Raw genomic sequence first — 23874 nt, forward strand, 5'->3', positions numbered from 1 at the left:
GGTATTCGGCGGAGAGCTGCCGCGTGCCGATATTTCCGGGATGCGTCGGATGGCCGGGGAGTTCCGGGCGCAGGCAGCTGCGCTGAGCGATCGTTCGGGAGACGCGAACGATCTACTGGCACAAGAAGATTCGGTGGGCGCACTCGGCGAACGGCTGCGTGAGACGTTGCGTTTGCACCGGGATGGGGCGGCCAGGCTCGGAGATGACGCGCTGGCCCTGGCCGATCAGGTACAGGCCGCCGCCAACGATGCGGAGAAGACGCTGTGTGTGATGTTCGTCTTCGGGATCGAATTGGCGTGGCGGATCTTCGGTGTGCTGTCCGGTGCCGCGGCGGCTGGCCCTGCCGGTGCGGCCGTCGCCGTGCCGGTGGCGGAGTCGATGCTGGTCGAGGGGCGGGCCAGTATCGCGGCGATGCGTGCGGGCCTGGAGCAGGCGTTCAGGGCGGGCGCGACGCGGTCGGCCGCCCGGCTATCGGCGCTGGGGGCGCTGCGGTTGCCTGTCACGTTGGGTAGGGCAGCAGCGCTGCCGGTGGGTGTCGACGCGGGCGTGCAGGCGCTGCAGGTCGTGTCCAGTGATCGAACCCGCGCCGTGATCGGACCGGATGGTGAGAATCCGACGGGTATCGATCTGACATCAATCAAAGTCGCGGCCTTGTCGGGTGTGGGTGGTGCAGTGGGCGGCATGGTCGCGGGCCGGATCGCGCCGAAGGTGTTTACCCGGATCGAGGGCAGCCGGTTGGCGCTCGGTTTGGTGCATGGCACTGCGGGCGCGGTGGCGGGTCTGGGTGCGGCGGCGTTGGTAACCGGTTGGCCGGAGCATTTCGATCATGTGCTGGCGCCGTTGCTCAACGGCGGTTTCGCCGGGGCAGTCCACGCGCACGCCGCCGCTCGCCCGGGATCGGGTGCCCCGGCGGGGGTGGTGCCCGACGGCGGTGGGGCTTTCACTCGGCCCGACCTGCCCGCCGCCGCGCGCAGCGAGGACGCTGCGGCGCCGGCCCTCCCACCGGTCGAGGTGTCCGCGGAATCGCGGCAGGCGTGGGCGGCGGCGAAGGCGGCGTGGGCGGCGGCTCCGGATGCGGTGGCTGCCGGGGGCGAGCGGGCGGAGGTATCCGCGGCCGGAGGGCACACAAACACCGTGCCGGTCAAGTCCGGCGAATCGCGCGCGCCCGCGGCATCGGCATCCACGCCGCACATTGACGCGAACGGCCGTACTCCGGCCGGACTCGACTCCGCCGCCGGGTCGGCGGGGCGTTCGGAGACTGGTGCGCCGGTGGCGGGTCCGCAGCGCGGCGAATCGGTTCCCCACACGAATGCGACAGCGCCACGACAGGTCGAGGCCGGTGGGGAAACGTCGGCGCCACCCAAGGTTTCGACGAGCACCCCGGCCCGTCAGGTCAGCACCGGGCCCGAAACAGCCACCGCCGGTGCACACCGATCACCGGGAAATCACGAGCACGGCAACACCGGGAAGGTGAGTGCCGCCGCAGATGAAACCCGCCACGAGACCCCGGGTGACGCCCGTCCGGCACCGAGTACCGGCGACGGTCCCGAAACGCCTGCCGCCGGTGAACACCTGTTGCCGGGGAATGCGGAGCACGCTCCCGCGGACAATGCAGTCCACGCTTCCGAGGCGGAGCGGAGCGTCCTGGTGGGTGAAACGGGCGAGGAGGTGTCGGGCGACCCGGGTGCGGATTCGGTCGACAGTGCCGGCTCGCCGGCGCCGAGCGCTCGTGAGCAGGCAGTCGAGTTGTTGGCCGATTTCCACGCCAGTTCCGGTGATCACATTCCGGAGCAGCTGCGGCTGTGCAACCTTCCGGACGAGGTGCTGAAGGCCGGATTGTTCGACGCCGACGTGCGGAAGTCGATGATCGCGACGACGGAGATCATTCGGCGCGGCACGATCAGCGACGCCGTGCCAGGGGGGATGGTGCTGCGGGTCGAGCAGGCAGAGGGGGTATACGCACTGGACAAACGTCCGGTCGAGATGAAGCCGGGCGAAGGCAAGTCGCTGGTGTTCATTGCGGCCGCAATGCAGCGGGCAGTGCATCACGGTGAGTGTCTATTGGTCACGACGACCGATGGGCTGGCCCACCGCGAATTCACCAAGTATCGACGGATGCTGACCGATTTCGGGATCGACGTGTTCCGTGCCGACCAGCAGCAGGGTTTCGGGCCGGTCACCGACGGTCGGCCAGCGGTCGTGGTGGCCACCGGCGAAACGGTCGGGCATCTGTGCAATGCCGGTCACCGGCCGCCGCGCCACGCGTTGATCGATGAGATGGACGGCATCATCGACCGTGGTGAGCGCCAGTTTCTCCGGTCGGAAGGCGTGGAGCAGGCCGCGCCAGAGGCGACGGCACGCGAGGTGTTCGCCGCCCACGATTTCCTCGCCGACGCGCTGGCGAAGGGGGTGCTGTCGCATCAGGATTTCGGTCTCACGCGGATCATCGAAGAAGTCGGCCTGTACTCCGACGGAACCCCTGAGGTCGAGTTCTGGTACGACGGTCGGGCGGAATTGACGCCGGAGGGTCGGGCGAAGGTCGGGGCGCTTCCGGGCGGGAAACAGTGGTTGGACGGGTTGGGCTCCTCGCGGCTCGAGATGGCCGCCGCCGCCGAGTTCACCACCCGCAACAAAACCCACTACGTAATGGATGCGGGCAAGATCGTCATCATCGATCAGGGCGAACACGGTCTGCAACGCAATCCGAAGACCTCGAGCGAATCACGGTGGAGCGCCGAGCAGGGCAAGGCCAGCCTGGCTCAGGCCGTCGAGGCCAAAGAGATCCGGGCGGCCGAGGCCATCAGGATGAGCGCCGAGCAGCATCAGATCGTGGTGCGCGCCGACGCCGACTCGGCCAAGACCATCAACGCGGTCGAAATCTATCGTATGGGGGGACGCCCGGAGGATCGGTTCTTCGATGAGGTCACCGGCGCCTCGGGCACGCTGGCCGACCTCAACCCCGTGCTGGAAAAGATCTACGGTCTGGAGGAAGCACACCGGGTCAACCGGTCTCGGGAGCAGCGGTTGATGGAGGGCGCCCCCGAGGTGGTGGCGAACACCCGTGCCAAGCTGAGCGCAATCGCCGAAGGTGCACACAGAGTGTGGCAGGGAGGCCGAGGCAGGTCCCAGGAAATCTTGTGTCATCGCAACGACCTGGTCGACCGGCAGGTGCAGGCATTGGTGCGCCAGGGGGTGCCCAGGGAGGCGATCGAGGCGGTCGATGCCGACCGGATCGCGGGGTGGGGTGCCGACTGGGAAGCCAAGTTGCAGAACGTCTTCGATGCTGCCGGCGAGCAGGGCAAGATCCTGGTGATCAACCGCCAAGGCCAGCGCGGCGTCGATATCTCGGTGTCGGAATCGGTACAGGCCAAGGGCGGCATGTTCGTCTGGATGACCGAAGTCCCCGAGCAGTCCTACATCCATGAGCAGGCCAAGAACCGCACCGCCCGCAACGGGGACCGGGGGGCTGCGCAGGCGCTGATATCGCCGCAGGACGCGCTGATCCGCAAAGCCATGCACCTGACTGGGGTACGCGCGGCGGCGATCCGCTACGAACAAGTCGCCGAAGCCCACCGCACCGACCCCACCCCCGAAAATCACAACAACCTGGTCGAGGCCGGCAATAATCTCCGCTCGCTGGTCCCCGGTCTGCAAGAGCGTGCTCTCCGCCACGCAACCGCCGACTTCATCCGCCACCACGCGTACTTCACCAATAACCCGGCCGCCGTTCTCGCCGCCGCCGAGGCGTTCCGCTACCAGGGCAGCACGGACACCGGTCAGATCGGTCAGCCGGACCACACGCCGGATCGGGCCGCACATCTGGCCGGGTTGCTGGGGATCCCCGCCTCAGCCGTCGCCGGGACCGCCGCAGCGCTCGAACAGGACGGCGCTGGTGACCCGCTGGACAGACTGCTGGACCAGGCGGGCCTGCCGCCCGCCGCGGTGGAGGCGTTGCGGCAGCATGTCGAGGCGACCGCACCCACGACGGCTGCGCAGTACGCCGGGCTCAACAATGAACAGGCACTGGACCAGTTGGTCACGCAGCAGCGCCGTCTGGCCGGGATACTCGGCTGGGACACCAAGGCCATCGAAGGCGCCGAAGGCATGCGCATGGTCGACCCCGCGCTGACCGAAGCCCGAAACAACCTCGCGAAAGCACTGGGCTATCCCGCCTCCGACATCACCCCCGCGATAGCCCGCGACATCCTGGGCGAAGCGGTCAACCAGCACCTGACCGCCGAGGGTGCCCCCGAGTCGGCCGGTGGCGACGAAGCCTCCCGCGGCGATGCCGCCACCATATCGGCGAACCCCATATCGGTGGACCGGGTAGCCGAGAATGCGGAAGCCGGGGACGTTATCGCCGCGGCGTCGCACTATCTCGCCACTGCGGCCCTGCTCGACCTGGTCGAGCGGATCCACCGCCGCAGCCCCAACAGCTGCGTCAACAACGCCGTGACCGGCATGCGGGTGTTGACCGGACGCGACATCGAGATGCCGTCCAGCACACTGGCAGGCCACGGCCGCGACGCTGTCAAGAACGTGTTCGGCGCCCCACTCGAGAATGCCGGATCGCTGGACGGGGTGGCCGAATCGCTGCGAGCTCGGCCGGGAGGCATCACCGTCCTGGTCTACAAATGGAAAGACACCCCAGCCACTGGCAGCGCCAACGCCAAAGCCACGGGTATCGCCGAAGCCGACGACCACATGGTGCTGGTGGTCAACGACAGCAAGCCGGGCGAGGCCCCGAACCTGGTCGTTGTCGACCTTGCGGCCTCGCGCGACGGCGACACCGGCACCGACTACGGCCCAAAAGACCTACGGAACCGCCGCACGCTGCTGGACAAGGCCGTCCAGTTCGACACCTGGCGGCAAAAGCAGCAAAAGTTCATCGACAGACTGGCCGCAGGCAAACACAGATTCGAGACCATCGACTTCGACGTCGACGGCAATCTCCTCGGCAGGTCGTACCGCGACGCGCCCTTGCCTCGGTCCCACGACGCTGAGGTCAGTGCGGAACTGGTACAGGAAATCAACTCGATGCAGCCGGGCTGGCCGGTCAATGGCAACGGCACACCTGATCTGCCGTCGCGGACCGACACGGACACGCCCGACAAGTCGGATATTTTCCGGTTGGCCGAACCCGCCCGCATCGGCAGCCGTCCGCACGAAAGCACCGCCGGGTCCACCGGCAGCAGGCCTATGGCGGATGCGCCGGGAGACCGCCAGGGATCGTGGCGCGAGTTCACAGTGGCGATCCCGAAGCTGGTCACGGCCGATGCGGGAAGGTGGGCAGCGCAAGGCAATAGCCCCGATTTCCGATGGTTGGCGTCCCAGCTGGGTCCGCTCGCCAGGCACTTCTCGACGGTCGGCGAGGTCGCACTCCGCCTTGTCGGCGACGAGCCGTTTGCCGAACTCCTGCCCTTGTGGCGTCGGCTCGTCGAACTCAGCGCCGAGTTCGAGAACGCGGGCTCCGGAATCTGGCACGCGCGCACCATGTACCAGCTGATGGAATGGCTGGTCGACTACGCGCCGGTGGGCGAGTATCGGAATTCCTACGAGGCTGTCGACAGCGTCAACGACAGAGGGGTCTACGTCGGCGTATCGAGCGAGGTCAACCGCGCCGGAATCATGCGCAACACCATCGTGGCTGCCGAAGGCACGCCGCGTGGCGGGATGATGTTCGCCGACGGGTGGGACGAGGTCGGCGACATCGTCCACGGAATCGAGGGTTTCTGGGTCCAGAACAACAAGATGCTCGGGGACAATCTCGCCACGTTCAATGCGCGCATCCGGGAAAAACTGTCACCCGAGGACGCAGCGCGCGCCACGTTCACCGGAAAGATGGCGTGCCGCAGAGGATTTACCGAGGTCCTCATCGACCACACGGTTGGCGACCCCGGCTACTTCGAGAAAGCCGTGGTGACGTTCGTGCGGCCGAGCCGCCTGTGGGAGATGCGCTGCCGCCTCGGGGGACGCCTCATCGGGATCGGACTTCCGGAGATGTTGGATCGAGCGGGCTGGTCGTCCGAGATCGCTTACCTGCGCGACGAGGCTGCGCTGGAAAGCGCGGAGATAGACCGCCAAGCGTTCCGTCCGAGCACTACCGAGATCTCCGCCGATTGGTCGAGCAGGCGCGCGAAGGTCGAGATACAGATCGCGAAGATCGAGCAGTTGGCCAAGTGGGTCCGGCAATGGTGGGCCGAAGAGGATGCACGCGACCACTCCGCCATCGCCGCGGTCGCCGCCGACGTGGTGCGCCGCAATCCCGGCGCGTGGCAATTGACACCGAACATCGTCCTGCTACCCGGACACACTGTCGTCGTGATAGCCGAGGACGGCTGGCACGACGACGCGGTGACCGACATGTTGCTGCACAACCTCGAGCTGCGCAGCGAGCTCCGCAGCACCGGCTACGCTATCCGACAGCTGAAACCCGTTGTCGAGCAAGATGATTCAGGCAACTCCCGGGTACGGTCGGAGAACCTGGGGACCGTCCACGTCAACGCGAAGCGCCGAATGCCCGACGATCAGGACCTGGCGCGGCATCGCAGGGACGAGCAGGTCCGCAGCCGGTTCAGAACGGTGATCACCGACGGGGTACACCGTGACATCTCGTCCGCGGCATATCTCCGCACGGATTGGCCACAACGGGCGGCACTGGTACGACAACGGCACGACCTGACCTCACAGCTGCCGGGAATCCCGGCGCGGTGGCACAACCGCGCGTGCCGCTACCGGCACGCCCAAGAGGTGGCGCGACTGCGCGACAGCTGGAACAACGTAGACGAGGCCGGACGGCGGCGACTGGCCTACCTCGAGACCGTCGGCGCCGTGCTGACCCGTGCCGACGCGCGCGCCGACCGAATGTCCGGGCAACCCGAGGTGTATCTGTGGGCATTCGACCCGGACACCGGATACCTGGTGCTCACCGTCGGAGACCCGGATCTGGTACCGGACGTCGACGACATCACCGATCGGCACATAGTCGATTCGGGCACCGTCGATCTGCTCGGCGCCGAGGTCGACCGGGTCGTCGACGACTTCGCCTCGGACCGGCAGTTCGGACCGGGACACCGCCGGGCCGTCGTGATCTTCGTGTCCAGCGAAACCGACTCGGATGCCGAGCATCGAAGGCTGGCAGACCTGACCGACATCACCGCCACGCGGGCGTTCTATCACGACAAGGTGGTCGATTCCGCCGCAGCCGGGAGTGCTCTGGTCCGGCTTCTGGAAGGCGACCGCCGCGACACCGTGTCCGAAATGCTGTGGCTGGTCAAATATCTGATGCCGGATCACCCGGTTCACCTCGTCGAGGCGACGGCGAGTCCTGACTTTCCTGTGGGTGCGCCGGGCGAAGAATTCGCAGCCAGGGTGGGCGCCGACTGGTCGGCGGTGTTCGATAGGCCCGAAGACGTGGCGACGCATCTAGCAGGCAGACCGCGTACGTTCGCGCTGCTGGCCGTCGAGAACCCGGCTCGTGACTACGGCAGCGGCGTGGATCTGGTGATGGTCCGCAACGATGGCGACGACCGCCTTGTGCAGATCGACCTGAACCAGGTCAATCCATACAGTGTCGAGCCGGGCGCCGCGGCCCGAGCCGCCCGCACCCGCGACTGGCCGCCGTTCGATCCGTCCAGCTGGGTGGGCAAGTGGGACAAGGGATTCGGGATTGGACTCGGACCCAACGGCCCGGAGCGCCAGCTGGTCGACGGCGAATCGACAGGTGTGCGCGGCGAAGATTTCCCGGACGGGCTGATCGGAGCGCGGCCGACGGAAGGGGGATCGGGATCGGCGTATGAGCGCTACCGACATCGCACCAGGCAGGACCACAGCGTCGCGGGTAACTGGCTGAGTGCCATGTTCGGGGAGCCGCTGTCGACGGCCCTGCAGCCGGGTTCGCCGGTGCTGCTGGACTGGGCGACTCGCCAGGTCGTAGATCGGCACCGTCTGGCCGAGTTGCTGCGGCTGGATCCCGACGAGCTTGCCATCGACTCGCGTGTGTGGCAGGTGCGGGCACAGCTCAATGCGCGCCGTATGCTGCGGAATCCGACCGAGCACGGCCTGTACGTCGATGAGCGGATGGGGTGGACCAGCATCGGCGACGCGCACCGCCATGCACCCGGCGTGGTGCACTCGGCCGCAGAACGGTTCGCGGTGAGCCGCGGGGTTCTGGAGAGCGCCGACCGCGTCGCGTTGCTGGCCTGGCGTCTCGGTTGCTTCGACGAGCTGGCCGGGCAGCTCCGTGCCGATGAGCTGCGCAGCGCCATCCTGCGAGATGAACCGGCCGACGACGCGGCGAAGGCCCGGAGGGCGTTGGCCGACCGCCTGGAGTCGCTGACCGCGGAGCTGGAAGTCCACGAGGATGCTCTCGACGCGATTGACACCGCCAGCCTCCAGAAGGCCTGCAATTTTCAGGGGCTCGTGTGGTTCGACGTTCGTCCTGGCTCGACCAGCCGTGCCCGACTCGAAAGCCTGCTCGAGATGGCGAAGGCGGAACTTCGTGCCGCCATCGGCCGCGACCCGGCGCAACTGAGCAAGCAAGAGCTGGACGACTATCGGTATCTCTCGGACGACGGGAACACCAAGAGATGGGCGACGGCATTCGGTGACCTCACCATGATCGCCAGCGTCACAGACCAGGCTCACCGCCACGAAACCGGGCTCGCCGCCGTCACCGAACAACTGGACAACGAACTCGCCCAAGTCTTCGGCGCGCCCCCGGATACCCCTATCCTGCTCGGTCCGTCCAGCGGGGACGTCATCGAGCATCTCGGTCAACGCTTTCCCGGTGTCCGGTCACCGGCTGCTGACGTGCTGGCCAGGCATGTCGATTCCACCGGAGTCGAGCGGTTCCTAATGGTCAAGGAGGTCTTCCGCGACGGTGGGCGGGGGGTGTGGAGGCTGCCGTCCGCACTCGAGGCGATGGCGTTGGATCTGCGCGCCGCGGGACCGTCGAAGATCACGGAAGCCGACATGGTGTTGGTCGATGCGTCCGAGCAGTTCGTTGCGGGAGTCGCCGACAGGCACATCACCAATGCCCGCTGGCTGACCCGTGGTGAACTCGAGTTCGCAGATGCCAATCGCATGGTGCACGGGTGGTTCCAGGAGAACTTCTCGGCGGCGCTGGGTGCGTTCGATCCCGTGGTCACGCCGACCGATGCCGCAGCAGAACTCGCGCGGTCCGGATCCCGCCTTTCGTTGAGTGCGGACGACATCGAACTCCGCGTCCGCAGGCTGACCGGACGGCCAGCCGGCGAGCACACACAAATAGTGCACTTCTTTCGCATGCTCGCGGACGAGTTCGAGCGCAACCAGATGCTCGCCGAGCTCAACGCCGACCTGGGCGGCGGCGATCTGCTCGACCTTCACCTCCATACACAGCAGACTCAGATCAGTCTGGCCGCCTTTCCCGAGATCGTGGACGTGATCTCGACTCCGATGGCGCATAGCATCCTGCTCGACATGGCGAACTCCGGTCACTGGAGTGCTGACACGATCGGCGCCGCAATCGAGTTCCTGGCCAGACCCGAGATCAGCGAAGCTTTGCAAAAGATCGACGAGAGCAACTCTCATTTCGAACCCTATGTCTGTAGACGGATGTCGAAACACATTACGGTCGATCTCGATGCCGTCGGACGGGAGTTGCGCCGAGTTGCCGAAATTCCGGCCGGTGCTGTGGATTTGCGTCTGCTCACGATGTTCGACAGGTTTGTGACGAAAAATCCGCCCGGAAAGGATCGAGCCTGGGACATGCTGGCCGCCCTCGATGATTTCTCTCCAGGCTCGGTCCGTCGTAAGTTCGCGAACGCGTTTCTGCGGACCCGGCAAATCGCAAATATCCCGGACGATGTGCGGGCAGAGGTGGAATTCACCCCGGAGCAGTTGTGTGCCGTGGAGGACCTCTACATCCGAGGTCCGAACGGCCCCGAATTCGCTTGTTATGTGGAGACGGTGGGTCAGCTGCCGGTCGGTCAGCGGCCACCGGCAATTCGCGCTGCGATGGAGTTCGTCCGGGAGGTGACGCCGGAGTTTGCCCGATGCCTTCGCGCTGTGCTGGCAGACGGGGCGGACGGCGCCGAGCGAAGTGCACTCGGCTTGCAGCGTTCGGGCGAGACGGACCTCGCTGAGTTGAAGGACATTGCGCGCTCCTTCGTGGCCGAGGTAAAAGGTGCGGGTATATCGGCCGAGAGTCTGGCGAAGGTGCAGTCTTCGGACTTCCTCGCCCGGTTGCTGATCGACGTCACCCACTATGAGAGGTCCGGTTGGGGGCCCAGCGACATTGCGTCGCTGCGTGAAATGCTCCGCTACCACGAGCGGGTGACGGCGAAAGGCGACATCACACCGATGCCCGGGGAATATCGTCCCAGCGGTGTGGTCGAAGTCGCCAAACTGCGGACCCGCGACGGTGAGTCGGGGCCGCAATGGACCGAGGACCTACTGACCCGTTTCGCACGGCTGGCGCAGAATCTGCAGGTCGCGCGCTCGACTTCGACCTTTGCGCGGCGGCCGATCACCCATCTGCTCGACAACCTCGGACACCGCATTGCCGAGCACATCGATATCCTGGAGCACTCCATCGCTTCGGGCAGACTCGCCAACGGTTTACCCATGAATGACGTGGCGCGTCGAAATATGGTCGCTCGCGCACAGGATTTGCAGGAACTCATCGCGCCAAAGGCTGATGGTGCGACGCAATTTCCGGCGTTGCGATCACTCAAGGATTTCGAAAACAATTTCCAGCAATTGTCTCGTGTCGGCGAGTTGCATGACGACCTGCGGGCAATCTGCTTTGCCTGGGCGATGCAGAAACATCCGGAATGGGTCGATCGATTGCAGCACATCGGTGTCGGCGAACCGACACTGGAAGATATCACTCTCGTCCGGGAATTTGTCGAGCACATCACCAATCAGGAGGTGTTCGCACAGTATTTCGCACACCGGCAGGGTGCCCGAACTTTCCGGCGGATGACGAGTGTCGTGGCGCTGGACGAAGCGATAGCGCGTACCCAGGGCGTCGGAGTCTCGAGCGACACCACTCGGCTGCGGTTCGTTCCCACGCGGGGGCCGCTGATCGAGCTTTCCGGACATATTGCCAGTGCTTGTTGGGCGGGGGCATATCGTTCGGTCGCCGAGGCGATGCCGAATATGACAGCCGTCATCATGGTCCGGAATCCCGACGACCCGGCGCGCACCGCACTGGCAGGCGCGGGCCTGCTCATCGAGACCACCAGCACATCTGGTGAGCCCCTTCTCCTCATCCGCGGCCTCAATCCGTTGGAGACGTATATCAACCACATCTCCGTCGCGGACTTCTACCGTAAATTCACCGACTGGGCGCACGGTGTCGCCGCGGCCCGAGGACGTCGCCTCGCGATCGTCATAGACGATCACTGCGGCGGCGCGGCAACAAATCGCCCAGCGCTGTACGGGTACCTGGCCGAAGCGTGCCCCGAACTGACTCCGATCCGGGTCAATCCTTCGGACACGATATTCAACGGCTACGACGTCTCCGAATGCGCTTACCTCGTCGGGGCGACCAGCACGCGCGACCAGCAGCAACACCGCGAGCCCGGTGGTCGCATCGGTAGTCGGCCATCGGAGAATGCGGGCGATCGCCCGGACGGGTGGATGTCGGAGCCGGGTCGGTCGGGGGATGTGGCGGCGGCGGACGGGAGCGCCGATGACCTGCTGAGCCTGGCGTCTCGGCCGTTGCCTGAGGAGGTGATCGGTCGGGAGATCGATGAGGTGACCGAGATCCTCGGCTCGCGGGTGCCGCCGGAACAGCTCGCTGATCCGGAAGTTCGGCGCGGCGTGCGGTTGGTGGCCGAGGGGCTGTACATCAGCCGGAGGCTGTACGGCCGTGGGGACACCGGTCGCGCCGATGACATTCACGACGCCGCCGTCGAGCTGCGGGAGCCCGGCGCAGCGAACCGCTATGGCGATGGGCTGCGGGTGGCCGCGGACCTGCACCGCGTCCTGGACAACGGGGTACTCCAGGGCGCCGACCTCGGCGAGATCATGGCGGCGATGATCGCGGACGCCTGGAGCGATCTCGCGGACGGCGGCGGGCGGCACGGCGGCAATCCGCAGCGCCGGGCCGCGGTGCGGTCGGCGGAACTGCTGCATGCTCGTGCCCTGGTGCACGGCTTTGCCGCGAGTACCGCCCGCGTGCTCGGATTCGCGGTGAGCGGCATCGGATTCGATGCACGGACGGGGACCCGGACCATCGCGTCGCCCGCGGCTATGGAGGAGATGCGGCAGCGCTGGGGGGAGATCACCGGCGGCGAGTTCGAGACGGCGATGCGCGTTGCCGGGTGGGTGGCCGCCGCGGACCTGCAGACGTTGTCGGAGCCGGACGCCGTCGTTCAATGGATCCTGTCCGACTGGGGCAATGATGTCGGCGCGCGCCAAGCCCTCATCGACTGCCTGCGTGACCGCGCCGGTTTCGCTGACCCCGACAGCGGATACCGGCCGCCGGAGGGGTGGCTGCTGGCGAACCGTGACATGCGCCGCGACCACGCCGCGAAGGCACGGGAGATCGCCGACCGGTTGGCGAGCGACCCCGGCTACACGCCGGTGGACGCCAATCGTGACTCCCGGCTGCACATGGCCGAGATGCGGGAGAAGCACAGCGGTTTCGGCTGGCAGCTGGTCATCGGGCCAGGCGCCGACGCATCGGACCCCGGCACCCTCGCCGCGCGACTGCCCGAATTGGGCTCCGCGCGGGCTCGCGAGGGCCACATCGATGCGATCGCGCGGCTCGCGGCACTCACCCTGCCCCGTGCCGGGGCTGATGCAGTGTTGGTCGTGACCTCGTCCAAAGAAGCCGACGGTCGGCGCCGATTGCTGGCCGAGTTGGATTACACCCGACCGGACGCCACCGATCCCGCTCCCGGTGTGACGGCGGAAGAATTGCGCCGCGAGCTGTCCGACGTGGATGGCCGCATCGACGTCGACACCGCCGCTCCTCTGCCGCAGGGCCAGGTCCGGCATCGGGTTCGGCTCGACCTCACCAGACAGCGGATTCTGGTGTACTGCACCGTTTGGGGCCGGGGCCGGACCGGTCTGTCCACGGTGAACTGGGCGCTGTGTCGGGGGCTGGCGGCGGCCGGGCACGAGGTGATCGTCTCAGCCGGCCAGATCGCGCGTGGTTCCCGGCTCTCGGGTGTGAAGGTGTACGGCGACCGCGACCGTGTCTCTGGGGCGAGTCGGTGGAAGCGGTTCGACGCAGGCTCGGACGATTTGCCGTGGTCGGTGGATCTGGTGATCGTGCACGCCGAGGACGACGGCCCCACAGTGGCACTGGAGGCCCAGACCCGGTACCCCGCCGCGAGACTCGTGAGCGTCCACCATCTGACACCGATGCTGTGGGAAACCCTCAACTACAGTCCGGAAAACGGTCGCGCCGAGATCGCTGCCCGCATCTACTTGGCGCGGCGTGCACATCTGGTGACGGGCCTGGGTCCAGTGCTGGCCACGGATGCGCTGTCGGCGGCTGTCATGGCGGGCCACGGCTCGGTGCACCAACTACAGCCGGGTCTGGAGATAGCCGAGCAGCCACCGGAGCCCGCACCCGGTGACCCGGCGTGGATTCTGCTGTTCGGCCGTGTAGACGACCACCTGAAAGGTGCTGCGGAGACCGCCGAGGTAGTGCAGCGGTTGCGCGCGCAGGGACGTGATGTGCGGCTGGTGGTGCGGGGCTACCCGAGAGACAGCGTCGAAGCCGCCCACGCCAAGTTGGCGAGGCTGGTGGGCGATCCGGATGCGGTCGAAGTGCGGCCATTTACAGCGAGCCGTAGGAAGCTGCGCGACGATATCCGCGCGGCGACCATCGTGGTGATGCCGTCGCGTGCCGAGGGATTCGGCGGGGTAGCAACCGAGGCGATCGAGCAAGGTGTGCCGGTCGCTGTCTCGTCATCCAGCGGAGTGGGCCGTTTCCTTGCCGAACTGGGGGACTACCGCGACCTGGCGGAACGATTCAACCTGGTCGAACAGCCTCTCGGTGCCCAGGTGCCGATCGACAACTGGGTAGCGGGACTCGGCTCCGTACTCGACGACCTGCCCGGTGCGTGGGCGGCGGCCCGCGGGTTGCAGGAACTGCTGCGGCCGTACACCCGCGAAAACAGCGCAAGGATGTTCGTACACGCCGCACGGAACACCGACCCGCACGGCCGCCCGGAGATCGGACAGTCGCGGACCCAGGTTTCATTCGAGTCCGGCAGTGTGGTGGCGCGCGGCGAAGAGGAAGACTACCTGCGGATACTCGCCGTGGCCGATGCGATGGAAACCGATCGCACAGTGCGGGCGGCCGTTCTCGCCGGTGCGGGTGTTGTGTTCGCGCCTGCGCCGGATCCACAGCCCATCCGGCTCGCAGCGGCGGACGTCGACGAGTGGATGTTCTCGTCCCTGAGAACTGTTGTGCCGCAGGATGATTCACTGAGCCGCATTCTGCGGGCGTTCGTGGCGACAGTGTCCGACCAGGGATTCGGCGCAACCACCGTCGAGGACGTCTGCCACCGTGCGCGGATCTCCAGCGCCGCCTTCCATCACTACTTCCGGACCACCGGCAGTGCCTTCCGCACGGCGCATCACGAGGCTTTGATCGATCTGCGGAACATGGTCGACGAGGAGGTCCGTGGCGCGGCACCGGACCGCGCCGCCCGTATCGCAGTGGCGGTGAATACGTATGTGAGCGCCTTGGCTGCGCGGCCGGCCACCGCGCGCATGCTGTTGGTCGAGGGCGTTGCCCTCGACCCCCCCGTCCGTGCCGATGTGATGGCGTATGTGACATTGGTGATCGCCGACACGGTCGCGACCGTGCGCAACGAGACGACCGTACTCACGCCGGAGCGTCGCGCCCTCGCGGCAGCGGTCCACGGGATCCTCGCCGACTGGGTCGCGACCGGCGATGCCGCCGCCGTACCGCGCCTACGCAGCGGTCTGGCGGCTCTCTTCCGGAATGGCACGACGACACCGGCCGCGCAGTCCGCCGCCGAGGTTGATATCGCACATCTACATCAGCAACGCGTCGTGCCGTTCGAACAGTCGAAACCCGATGAGCGGGAGCGGATTTCGACCCAGTTGATCGCGGTGACCGCCGAACAGGGCTTTACCGCGATGTCGCTGGAGGAGGTCCAGCGGCGCGCCGGAGTATCCGCACAGACTTACCGGAAGTTGTTCTCCGACAAGGAGACCGGATTCGAAGCCGCTTGCGCCGCAGCCCTCGCACGTCTGCGGACCGCGTCCCGGGCGGCCATGCCCGACATCACCGGAGGCGATATCCGATCCCGATTCGATACCGCCGTCCGCGCCTACCTCACTGCCCTGGCCGAGCACCCGGACGAGGCCCGCGTCCTACATCTGGACCTCCGTGCGCACGGCCCGCTGCACGACCGGCACCGGATGATGCTGGCCGACCACCTCGCCGCAGCCGTCGACGAGATCGACGAAGACACCGCCCGGCTCCTCGCCGCCGCCGTCCAGGGAGTCGTCACCGATCGGATCATCTCCGGCCGCAGCGCCGAGGCCAGGGTTGGCACCAGCGATATCGAATCCGAGCGGATACCGACCCTGCCCGACTTCGCACCGACGGTGACGGCCGCTGTTGATGGCCTACTCGCCGAATTCGGCGAAACGACTCCACCGCACGATGGTCCACCGGACGTGGGCAGTGGGCTGATCGGTAGCAGACCGTTCGAGGATTCGCCTGGTGAGCGTGGGTTTGCTGGTCCCGAGTTCGAAGAGTTGGTGCTGGCGGGCCTGGAATCCGGTATTGCGGAACGGTTCGTGGTCGAGGATGCGCGGGGGGTGCGCGTCGAGGAGGTGACGTTCGACAATGGCGTGCGGGTGTTCAAGGAGACCTATGCCGATCCGGTAGCCGCGCTGGTGCAGGTGTTGCAGACCAAGGTCGCCATCATGATGGGTGCTCCGGTCGCCCACGCGATGCTGAACCTGGAGGACGACAGCGTTTATCGGGAACTCACCCCTGGGCGGCCTGGGGACAGCGTCGATGTTGTGGACCCGGAGGTTCTGGGCTCGGACTCGGCCCTGCGGCTCGGCTTGTTCGATGCGGTGACCGGGACGCACCGGACGGCGCGAGAGTGGAGTGTGGCCGACAACGAGGTGATGGGCGGACGTTCCGGATCCGACGTCGACGCCACGCAGATCGGTGTGTTCGCGTCGTTGTTCGTGCGGCGTATCGACGATCGTGCGGTGTGGTTGGACCACGCTATGCCGACGTGGGACGTCGCGGCCATTCGGGAGCAGGTGTCGCACCTCGATACGTGGATCTCGAATTTTCCGATGCCCCAGGGACATCGAGCGGCGCTGCTCGATATCTACGGCGTGTACCTGGCAGCGCTGGCGCAGGTCGAGCGGCACGCCGTGCATACCTTCGGCGAGCGAGTGCATCGTGCCGGGCTGGATGCGCAAGCGCAGGCCAAGGGGCGGTTGGTCGAGGTGTTCACGCTGAACTATCCGCACGTCACGCTGGTCGGGTTCGATCATCCGGATGTGCCCGCTCATGTCGTCGAGGAGATCCTGGGTGGGCTGGATGAGATGTTCACCCGGTTCCCGGACCGGACCAATATCCGCGAACTGCGGATCGATTACACCGACTGGGAAGCCAGCAGCCCCCGAACGCACAACTATGCTGACCCCACAGCGGCGGGCCGGACCCTGAGTATGCGGTTCAGCCTGCGCGATGCGGCCAACCCGGCACAGACTGTCAAACGCGGAATCCGGTTTCTCGAGTTCGGATTGAATCCGGTCGGCGACAGGCCGTTTCACCACAACGCCGTGCATGAGTTCGTCCACGCTATCGATGCCGTGGAGGGACTGTCGAAGAACCTGCAGCCGATGCTGTCGCAGACCTGGGGACGCCTGTCGAACCACGGCCTGATCGAGGAGTCCTGGTGGACCTGGCTCACTCGACTGCCGAGGTACGCCTTCGTCAACGAAGCCAAGACGGTGCTCAACGATGCGGAGGCGCTCGCTGTCGGGTTCGCGGAGGCGGACATTCACGGCGTGGCGGCCGGGTCGCCGCAGTGGGCGATTCATGAGTATGTGACCACTGGGCGGCTGCCACCGGTCACGCCGGATCTCGAGGTCGATCTCCCGCCGCATGAGGATCATCCGGATTCGGGCGGTCCGAGTGGGCTGATCGGTAGCAGGCCATATGAGGACGATTCACAGTCGGATGCTGCGCGGGGTGCGTGGATCAAGGCGTTGCGGCTCGAGCGGGGGATGACGCGGAAACAGCTCACGCAAGCGGCGGGCCTGGCGAACAGCGCACTGTCCACTATCGAGAGCGGGCAGCGGAAGCCGCGGATCGGCACCTTTGCGCGGATCTGCCGAGCACTCGGGCTCGAGGGCGAGGCGCTGAACGATGCCGTCCGACAGTTCTATCCAGATATCGTGCTGGATATCGGTGTGGCTGCCCATGATTCGCTGGGTGACTGGGTGCGCGCTGTTCGTCACAGCAAGGGCATGACACAGTCGGACCTCGCACACGCGGTTGGTGTGAACCCGGTGCGCATCCGGGTCTACGAGAACAACGTGGAGCCGCCGCGGCCTGGTCTGTTCTTGCGGATTGCGCGCGCACTGGGTCTCGAGCAGCAAGCGCTGACGGAGGCGGCTCGCCACTTCTATCGGGGTCTCAACCTCGACCTCGACCCCACCGCGCATGACCCTCGGTCGCCCGGAACCTGGATCGGGGCGCTGCGCTATGACCGGGACATGTCCCAGCCCGAGTTGGAACGGACCGCGGGCATACCGAAGACGTTTGCCAGCCGAATCGAGGGCGGACACACTCCGACCTCGATCGTCTTCTGGCGAATCTGCCGGGCACTGAGAGTTGCGCCGGATGTACTCGCCGCCGCCGCTCGCTACTTCTATCGGGATCTCAATCTCGACCTCGACCCCGCCGCGCACGATCCCGCGTCGCCCGGTAGTTGGTTCGTGGCGCTGCGGCATGACCGGGACATGCCCCAGAGCGAGGTCGCGAAGGCGATCGGTGTCGGCTCGGGCCATCTCTACCGGATCGAATCCGGAAGGAACAGGCCGAGGTTCGCGGTGTTCCGGCGAATCTGCGATGCGCTGGGGGTCGGTGGCGAACTGCTGCGGGCCGCCGCCCGTCACTTCTATTCGGATATCCATCTCGATATCGAACCTGCCGCGCACGACCCTGGGTTGCCTGGAAGCTGGATTGCGGCTCTGCGCAATGACGCAGGTATGTCGGGGGGCGAGCTTGCGCGTCGAGCGCGGATGCCTCGGGACTCCATTTCCCAGATCGAAAACCAACGATTTCGTCCGCGGTTGCGGAAGTTTCGGCAGCTCTGTGGGGCGTTGGGTGTCGGTGGCGATGTGTTGCTCGAGGCTGTCGAGCGATTCTACGAGCGGGGTCGTTTCGGGCCGTCCGGTGATCGATATGAAGTAGATCTGTTCAATCGATATGTCGTGACCAGAGTGGGTTCGCCGGAGGAAAGGGCGGTCCGGGACGAGATCTGCAAGCGGTTCATGTGGGTTCGGAATGCGTTGGCGCTTCGGGAGTCTCCGGATACCCGAGACGAGGCGGGACAGGTCGCGTGGATGGGGATTCTCCGCGCGATCGACAACCACATCCCCTCCGCGTCGTTCACCCCACAGGCGTGGGCCAGCGGTAGCAGAGCAATTTCCCGGTACCAACTCGAGCGTCAGTTCCTAGATCTGAACAATCGCACCCTGCGGAAAGTCAGAGCGGTAAGAGCGCAGATCGACCGTATGGTTGCTGCCGGTGAGGCTCTCGACAACACAGAGATTGCCCGCGCGACACGATTGAAGATGGCCGACGTCATGCTGGCGCGCCAGATGCTAACTCTGCCCCCCGTGCAACTGGATGCTCCGATCGAGGGTACGAACCGACCACATCAGGAAGTGGCCGATCCGGTTGCTACCGCAGGGTCCTCCGATACCGATTTCGCGAGGATGGTTCGTGCCGCGCTAGCTGATATGGCTGATCCTGATGCCGCGGCGCGATTGGTGATGCTGCATCTGGTGGAGGGCGTGCCATTGGCCGACGTTGCTCAACGAGTGGCATTGCCGGTCGCTACCGCAGTTGAGATTTTCGCCGAAGCTGTTGCGCGGCTGCGTGACACGTTCGACTCGGAGAGACCGGGCGAGGTGACCGCGGGCGAACAGGGTCCGGCTGCGCTCACTCCGCGGGCCGAGGTAGCGGAGCAGGATCAGCTGACGGTACGGAGCAGTGATCCCGAGGCGGGCGCCGGCGGTTCGAGTGGGTTGATCGGTGGCAGGCCGTTTGAGGATTCGCCTGGTGAGCGTGCGTTCGCCGGCCCCTTGTTCGAGGACTTGATACTGGCGGGTCTGGGCTCGGGCATTGTGGAACGTGTCTTGGTGGAGGATGCGCCGGGGGTGCGGATCGAGTTGGTGACGTGCCGCAATGGCTTGCGGGTGCTCGAGGAGACGTATGCCGCTCCAATGGAGGCGCTTGTGCAGGTATTGCAGGGGAAAGTCGCCGTCATCATGGATGCTCCGGTCGCCCACGCGACTTCGTTATGGGACAGTTCGACCGTCTACCGGGAACTCACCCCCGGGCGGCCGGACGACAGCATCGACGTCGTGCCCCAAAACATTCTGGACTCGTCCTCGGCTCTACGGCTCGGCCTGTTCGACGCGGTGACCAGGACGTACCGTACGCCGCGCGAGTGGAGTGTGAGTCCGGACGGCAAGGTGATGGGTGGACGCGCCCGATCCGAAGTCGACGCTACGCCGGCCGGTGTGTTCGCGGCGAAGTTCGTCAAGCGTATCGATGGCCGTGAGGTGTGGCTGGACCACACCTTGCCGAAGTGGGCGGTTGCGCACATTCGCGAGCGGGTGACCAACCTCGAATCGTGGATCAACGGTCTTCAGGCTCCTGGCGAATACCTCGATGAGTTGCTCGACATCTACAGCGGGTACCTGGCCGCGTTGGCGCAGATCGAACGACACGTCGTGCCGACTCCGAGCGAGATGCCGCAGCGCGCGGGGCTCGATGCGGAGGCCCGGGGCAAGGCGCGGTTAGTCGAGACGTTCGCCCTGAAGTATCCGCATTTCACGATGGCCGGGTTCGACCATCCGGATGTGACCGCCGATGTCGTCGAGGAGATTCTCGGCGGGCTCGATGAGATGTTGACCAGGTTCCCCAACCGGACCAACATCCGCGAACTACGGATCGATTACGTCGGTGACTGGGAAGCCAGCGCCATAACGTACCCCATTTGGGATCCGGTAGCGCGGGGTCGAACCAAGAAGATCGTGTTCAACCTGTACGACGCGATCAGGCCGGCACAGATTGTGGAACTCGGTATCCAGGATCGTGAACTCGGGTTCAATCCGGTTGGTGACCGGCCTTTTCACCACGCGGCCGTGCACGAGTTCATTCACGCGATGGATGTCCACGGAATCGAGGAGCGCGGGCGGCGGCTGTCGGAGAACCTGCCACAGGTGTTGCAGGAGACCTGGGAGCGGCTTCGGAGATCTGGCCTGATCGACGAGTCTCACCGGACTTGGCTCACTCGACTGCCGGAGTACGCCTTCACCGATGAATCCAAGACGGAACTCAATGACGTGGAGGCGCTTGCTGTCGGGTTTGCCGAAGCAGATATCCATGGTGTGCCGGTCGGTACACCACAGTGGGTGATCCATGAGTACGTGACCACCATGCATCCGCCGCAGATCACACCGGATCTCGAGGTCGATCTTCCGCCCCAGGCGGATCCACCCGCCCCGGGTCGTCCGGATGGGCTGATCGGTAGCAGACCACATGAGGACGATTCGCAGACGAACACCGCGAGCGAACAGGACCCGGTACCGCTGACACCGTGGACCACGACCAGGGCGGAGCCGGATCAGCCAGCTGCGCGAAGCGGCGATTCGAAACCAGGCGAGGACAGTCCGAAACCTGGCGGCTTGATCGGCAGCAGACCACATGAACAGGACGAGCCACCACGACGCCCCGTACCGGGCCAGACGACGCCCTGGTCGCAGGAGGTGATCGGCGAACCGCACCCCGACGACCAACTCCGCAGACAACCACCGCACCTGATCCCCGAGCAGCCCGCCGACAACACACCTGGCCTGGTCCCGCTCACCGCCTGCGAGAGCGAAGTACTCGCTCGGGTGCGGCAAGGCATGACACACAACGAAATAGCGGCGGCGCTCGATCTTTCCGTGCATGATGTGCGGACGCACCTGGCGAGCGTCCGCCGCAAGCTCAGAAATCAGCGGGCACAGCTGGTGGCGGCGAGCCGTCCTGCCGACCCGCCGTCCCCGACATCGGTGGCCGACCGCTTCCGAGCAGCCATGTATGCCGCCGTGACGAGCGCCGACCAGCCGGATCCACGCGAACTGCTGGCTGCGGCGAGCGCAGAGCAGATGGAACGCGCTGTCCAAGGGCTCAGCCCGGCTCATCTGGAAGCGCTACGCCGGCTGCGCGCGGGAGCGAATACACCGGTTGTTCGCAGCATGGCGCTCATCGCCGCTCGTCGATGGGTGACCGCCCTTGCGGCCGAACACGACCGGTCGCAGGCGGTGCTGGCCACCGCGCTGACCGCGGCGAATCCCACCGACCTGCAAACGGCACTCGACCAACTCACGGCCGCCGAACGCCAACTCCTGGTCAACCGGTTCGGACCGGCGACGTCGCCTGCCACCTTCGAACCCGACGATTCCGTGCGCGCCTTGCGTGCGGTCGACGTCGTCCGGCACGTCGCGGGGCGGATCGCGACCCGTGCGGGAATGTCGGACGTAGACGAAACCGGTTACGACAAGAGCGGACTGCAGCGCGAACACCATCTCGTGGAGAACGAAACGTATACGGCGGACGAATATCTCGACGCGGTCGTGGACTGGATGGACCGGCACGCAGAGTCGGGCAAACGGTCCAGGGGCAGCGGTCGAGGTTCCTCCTCGACGACTGCGGATCGACCCGCCGGCCAGTTGCAACAAGACAGGCCACCTGCTGACCAGGCGGGCGGAGGCGGCCCCATCACCCCCGGCGGCTCCCATCCAGCGACCGCCTCGTCCGAGGAGTCGGGGCGTCCGGATGACAACAACGGCATCGGCTCCGTGCGCGCCGACGCGGACAACCGTTGGCGGTCGTTGCCTGTGGATCACGGTTTCGACGACGAACAGCGGCGGCTGGCCGACGAGGCGCTACGCGCGGGCGGCTTCGATGCCGCGGGTAGGTTGCAGCGTTGGGGATATCGCCTGACCGCGGGCTCCGCACGCCGCCGTGCGACCGAGAACGGTGAGTGGTGGGACTCGCTGAGCGACCCCGCCGCACCTGGTGGGTCGAGCAGCTTGCAGCGGGCGCTGATCCAGGTGTACCCGCATCAGATCGGTAACGCCGACGGCATTCCCGCCACGGTCCGCGACCACGCCAACCGGCTGTCGATCCGCCGCGATCTGGACGAGTTCATCGCCCGCAAGCCAGCCGACCGGAGACTACTCAACTGGTTGCGGACCGACCTCACCGACGCCGAGAGGAAACAGTTCAGTAACCTGATCCACACCCGAAATCACTTGCAGGAGTTGGACCGACAGGCCGCGAAGATGAGGGGCGGTCCGCCGGTGCACCTGCTGTCCTACGACGCTACCGCCTTCCACGGCAAAGGCAAGGTCGTCGCCGCACTCGGTAATGTGGACACCGCGCACACGGTGAACTGGCATGTGCCCGGGACGAATACGACCTCTTCCTCGCTGGCCTACCAGTTCAAGCCGCTGCGCAACCTGTATGAGGAGACGCTGCGCGTCGATCCATCGCTCGAGCTGGCGTCGATCATCTGGATCGGATACGACGCGCCGGCCGGGCCGGTGAACACCGGCTATGTGAAAGCCGCCTTCCGACGCCGCGCACGCGTCGGCGGGCATCGGTTGCTCTGCGACATCACGGCACTCCACGCCACCAGAAGTCGCGCCGGAACCGCCGGAGCCGACCGGCTTGTCACCCGGCTCTACGGGCACAGCTACGGTTCAGTTGTCATATTCTATGCGGGCAGCGAGGGGAAGCTCGCCTATCTGGTCGTCACGATCACCGTCTCGGGGTCGCCGGGAGCGGGCCCGGTCCGCCATGCCGCGGAGTTCGGCATCGGCGCGGACAGTATCCTTATCGCCGCATCGTGGCGCGATCTGGTGACCATGCTCGGAGCGGACGAGCCGGGCCCACAGAGCCGCTTCAACTCGCGGCTCGGCCACGGTGTCGATCCCGCCTCCGAGGCGTTCGGCGGCAAACGATTCCCCGCCGAGTTCCCCGACTCAATGGACTTCGCCGGTGTCGAGGCCGTGCATCAGGGCTATCTGCGCTACGACCCGGCGACCGGGCAGCCCACCGAAGCGCTGGCCAACATCGCACAGATCACCGCCGGACGCGGCGACACCCTCGCTTCGGTGGATCGCCGTCAACCGGGCCGCGGGGTCGTCGCGCGGCCCATCGACTCCGAGCGCGGGCGATACGCCGACGGCAATGAGCCATACCCACGCTCGACGCCATCCTCGGATGGGCCGCCCAAGACCACGCCGTGGACGCGGCAAAAGTGAAAGCGGAAGCCAACTTCGCCGGGAAATACCTACTGTGCTGCTCGGATCCGAAGCTCTCGGCCGAGGACATCGCCGTCGGCTACCTCGCCTCCAAGAACGCATCCGTGCTCACGTTATCCGCTGCTGGTCGGCGCTCCTGCTGATCCGCATCCTCGAAACCCGTTCCATCACAAGCTGGAACGCGCGGTCCTGGCCGCGCAACTTACGACAGCCGCGAGTCGCGCCGTCCCAGCTCAACGAATGAGCCGGGACGAAATCCGTCAACTGGTGGATGCACTCGGTGGCAAGCTGGAGGTATACCG

At 66.2% G+C, this 23874-nt stretch carries 1 protein-coding gene and 1 pseudogene; both read left to right on the forward strand.

What is annotated here, in order from left to right; genetic code table 11:
• Positions 1-1924 precede the first annotated feature (1924 nt).
• Positions 1925-23572 carry a helix-turn-helix domain-containing protein gene (locus tag ACWEO2_RS31470; protein WP_452408736.1) on the forward strand — a complete coding sequence of 7216 codons (21648 nt, stop codon included), beginning with the start codon at positions 1925-1927 and terminating at the stop codon, positions 23570-23572.
• Positions 23554-23750 (forward strand): annotated as a pseudogene (locus ACWEO2_RS31475) (IS1634 family transposase); the annotation flags it as partial. The gene ACWEO2_RS31470 and the pseudogene ACWEO2_RS31475, both read left to right, overlap by 19 nt.
• Between the last annotated feature and the right edge of the window lie 124 nt (positions 23751-23874).

The sequence above is a fragment of the Nocardia sp. NPDC004278 genome, from assembly GCF_053602975.1.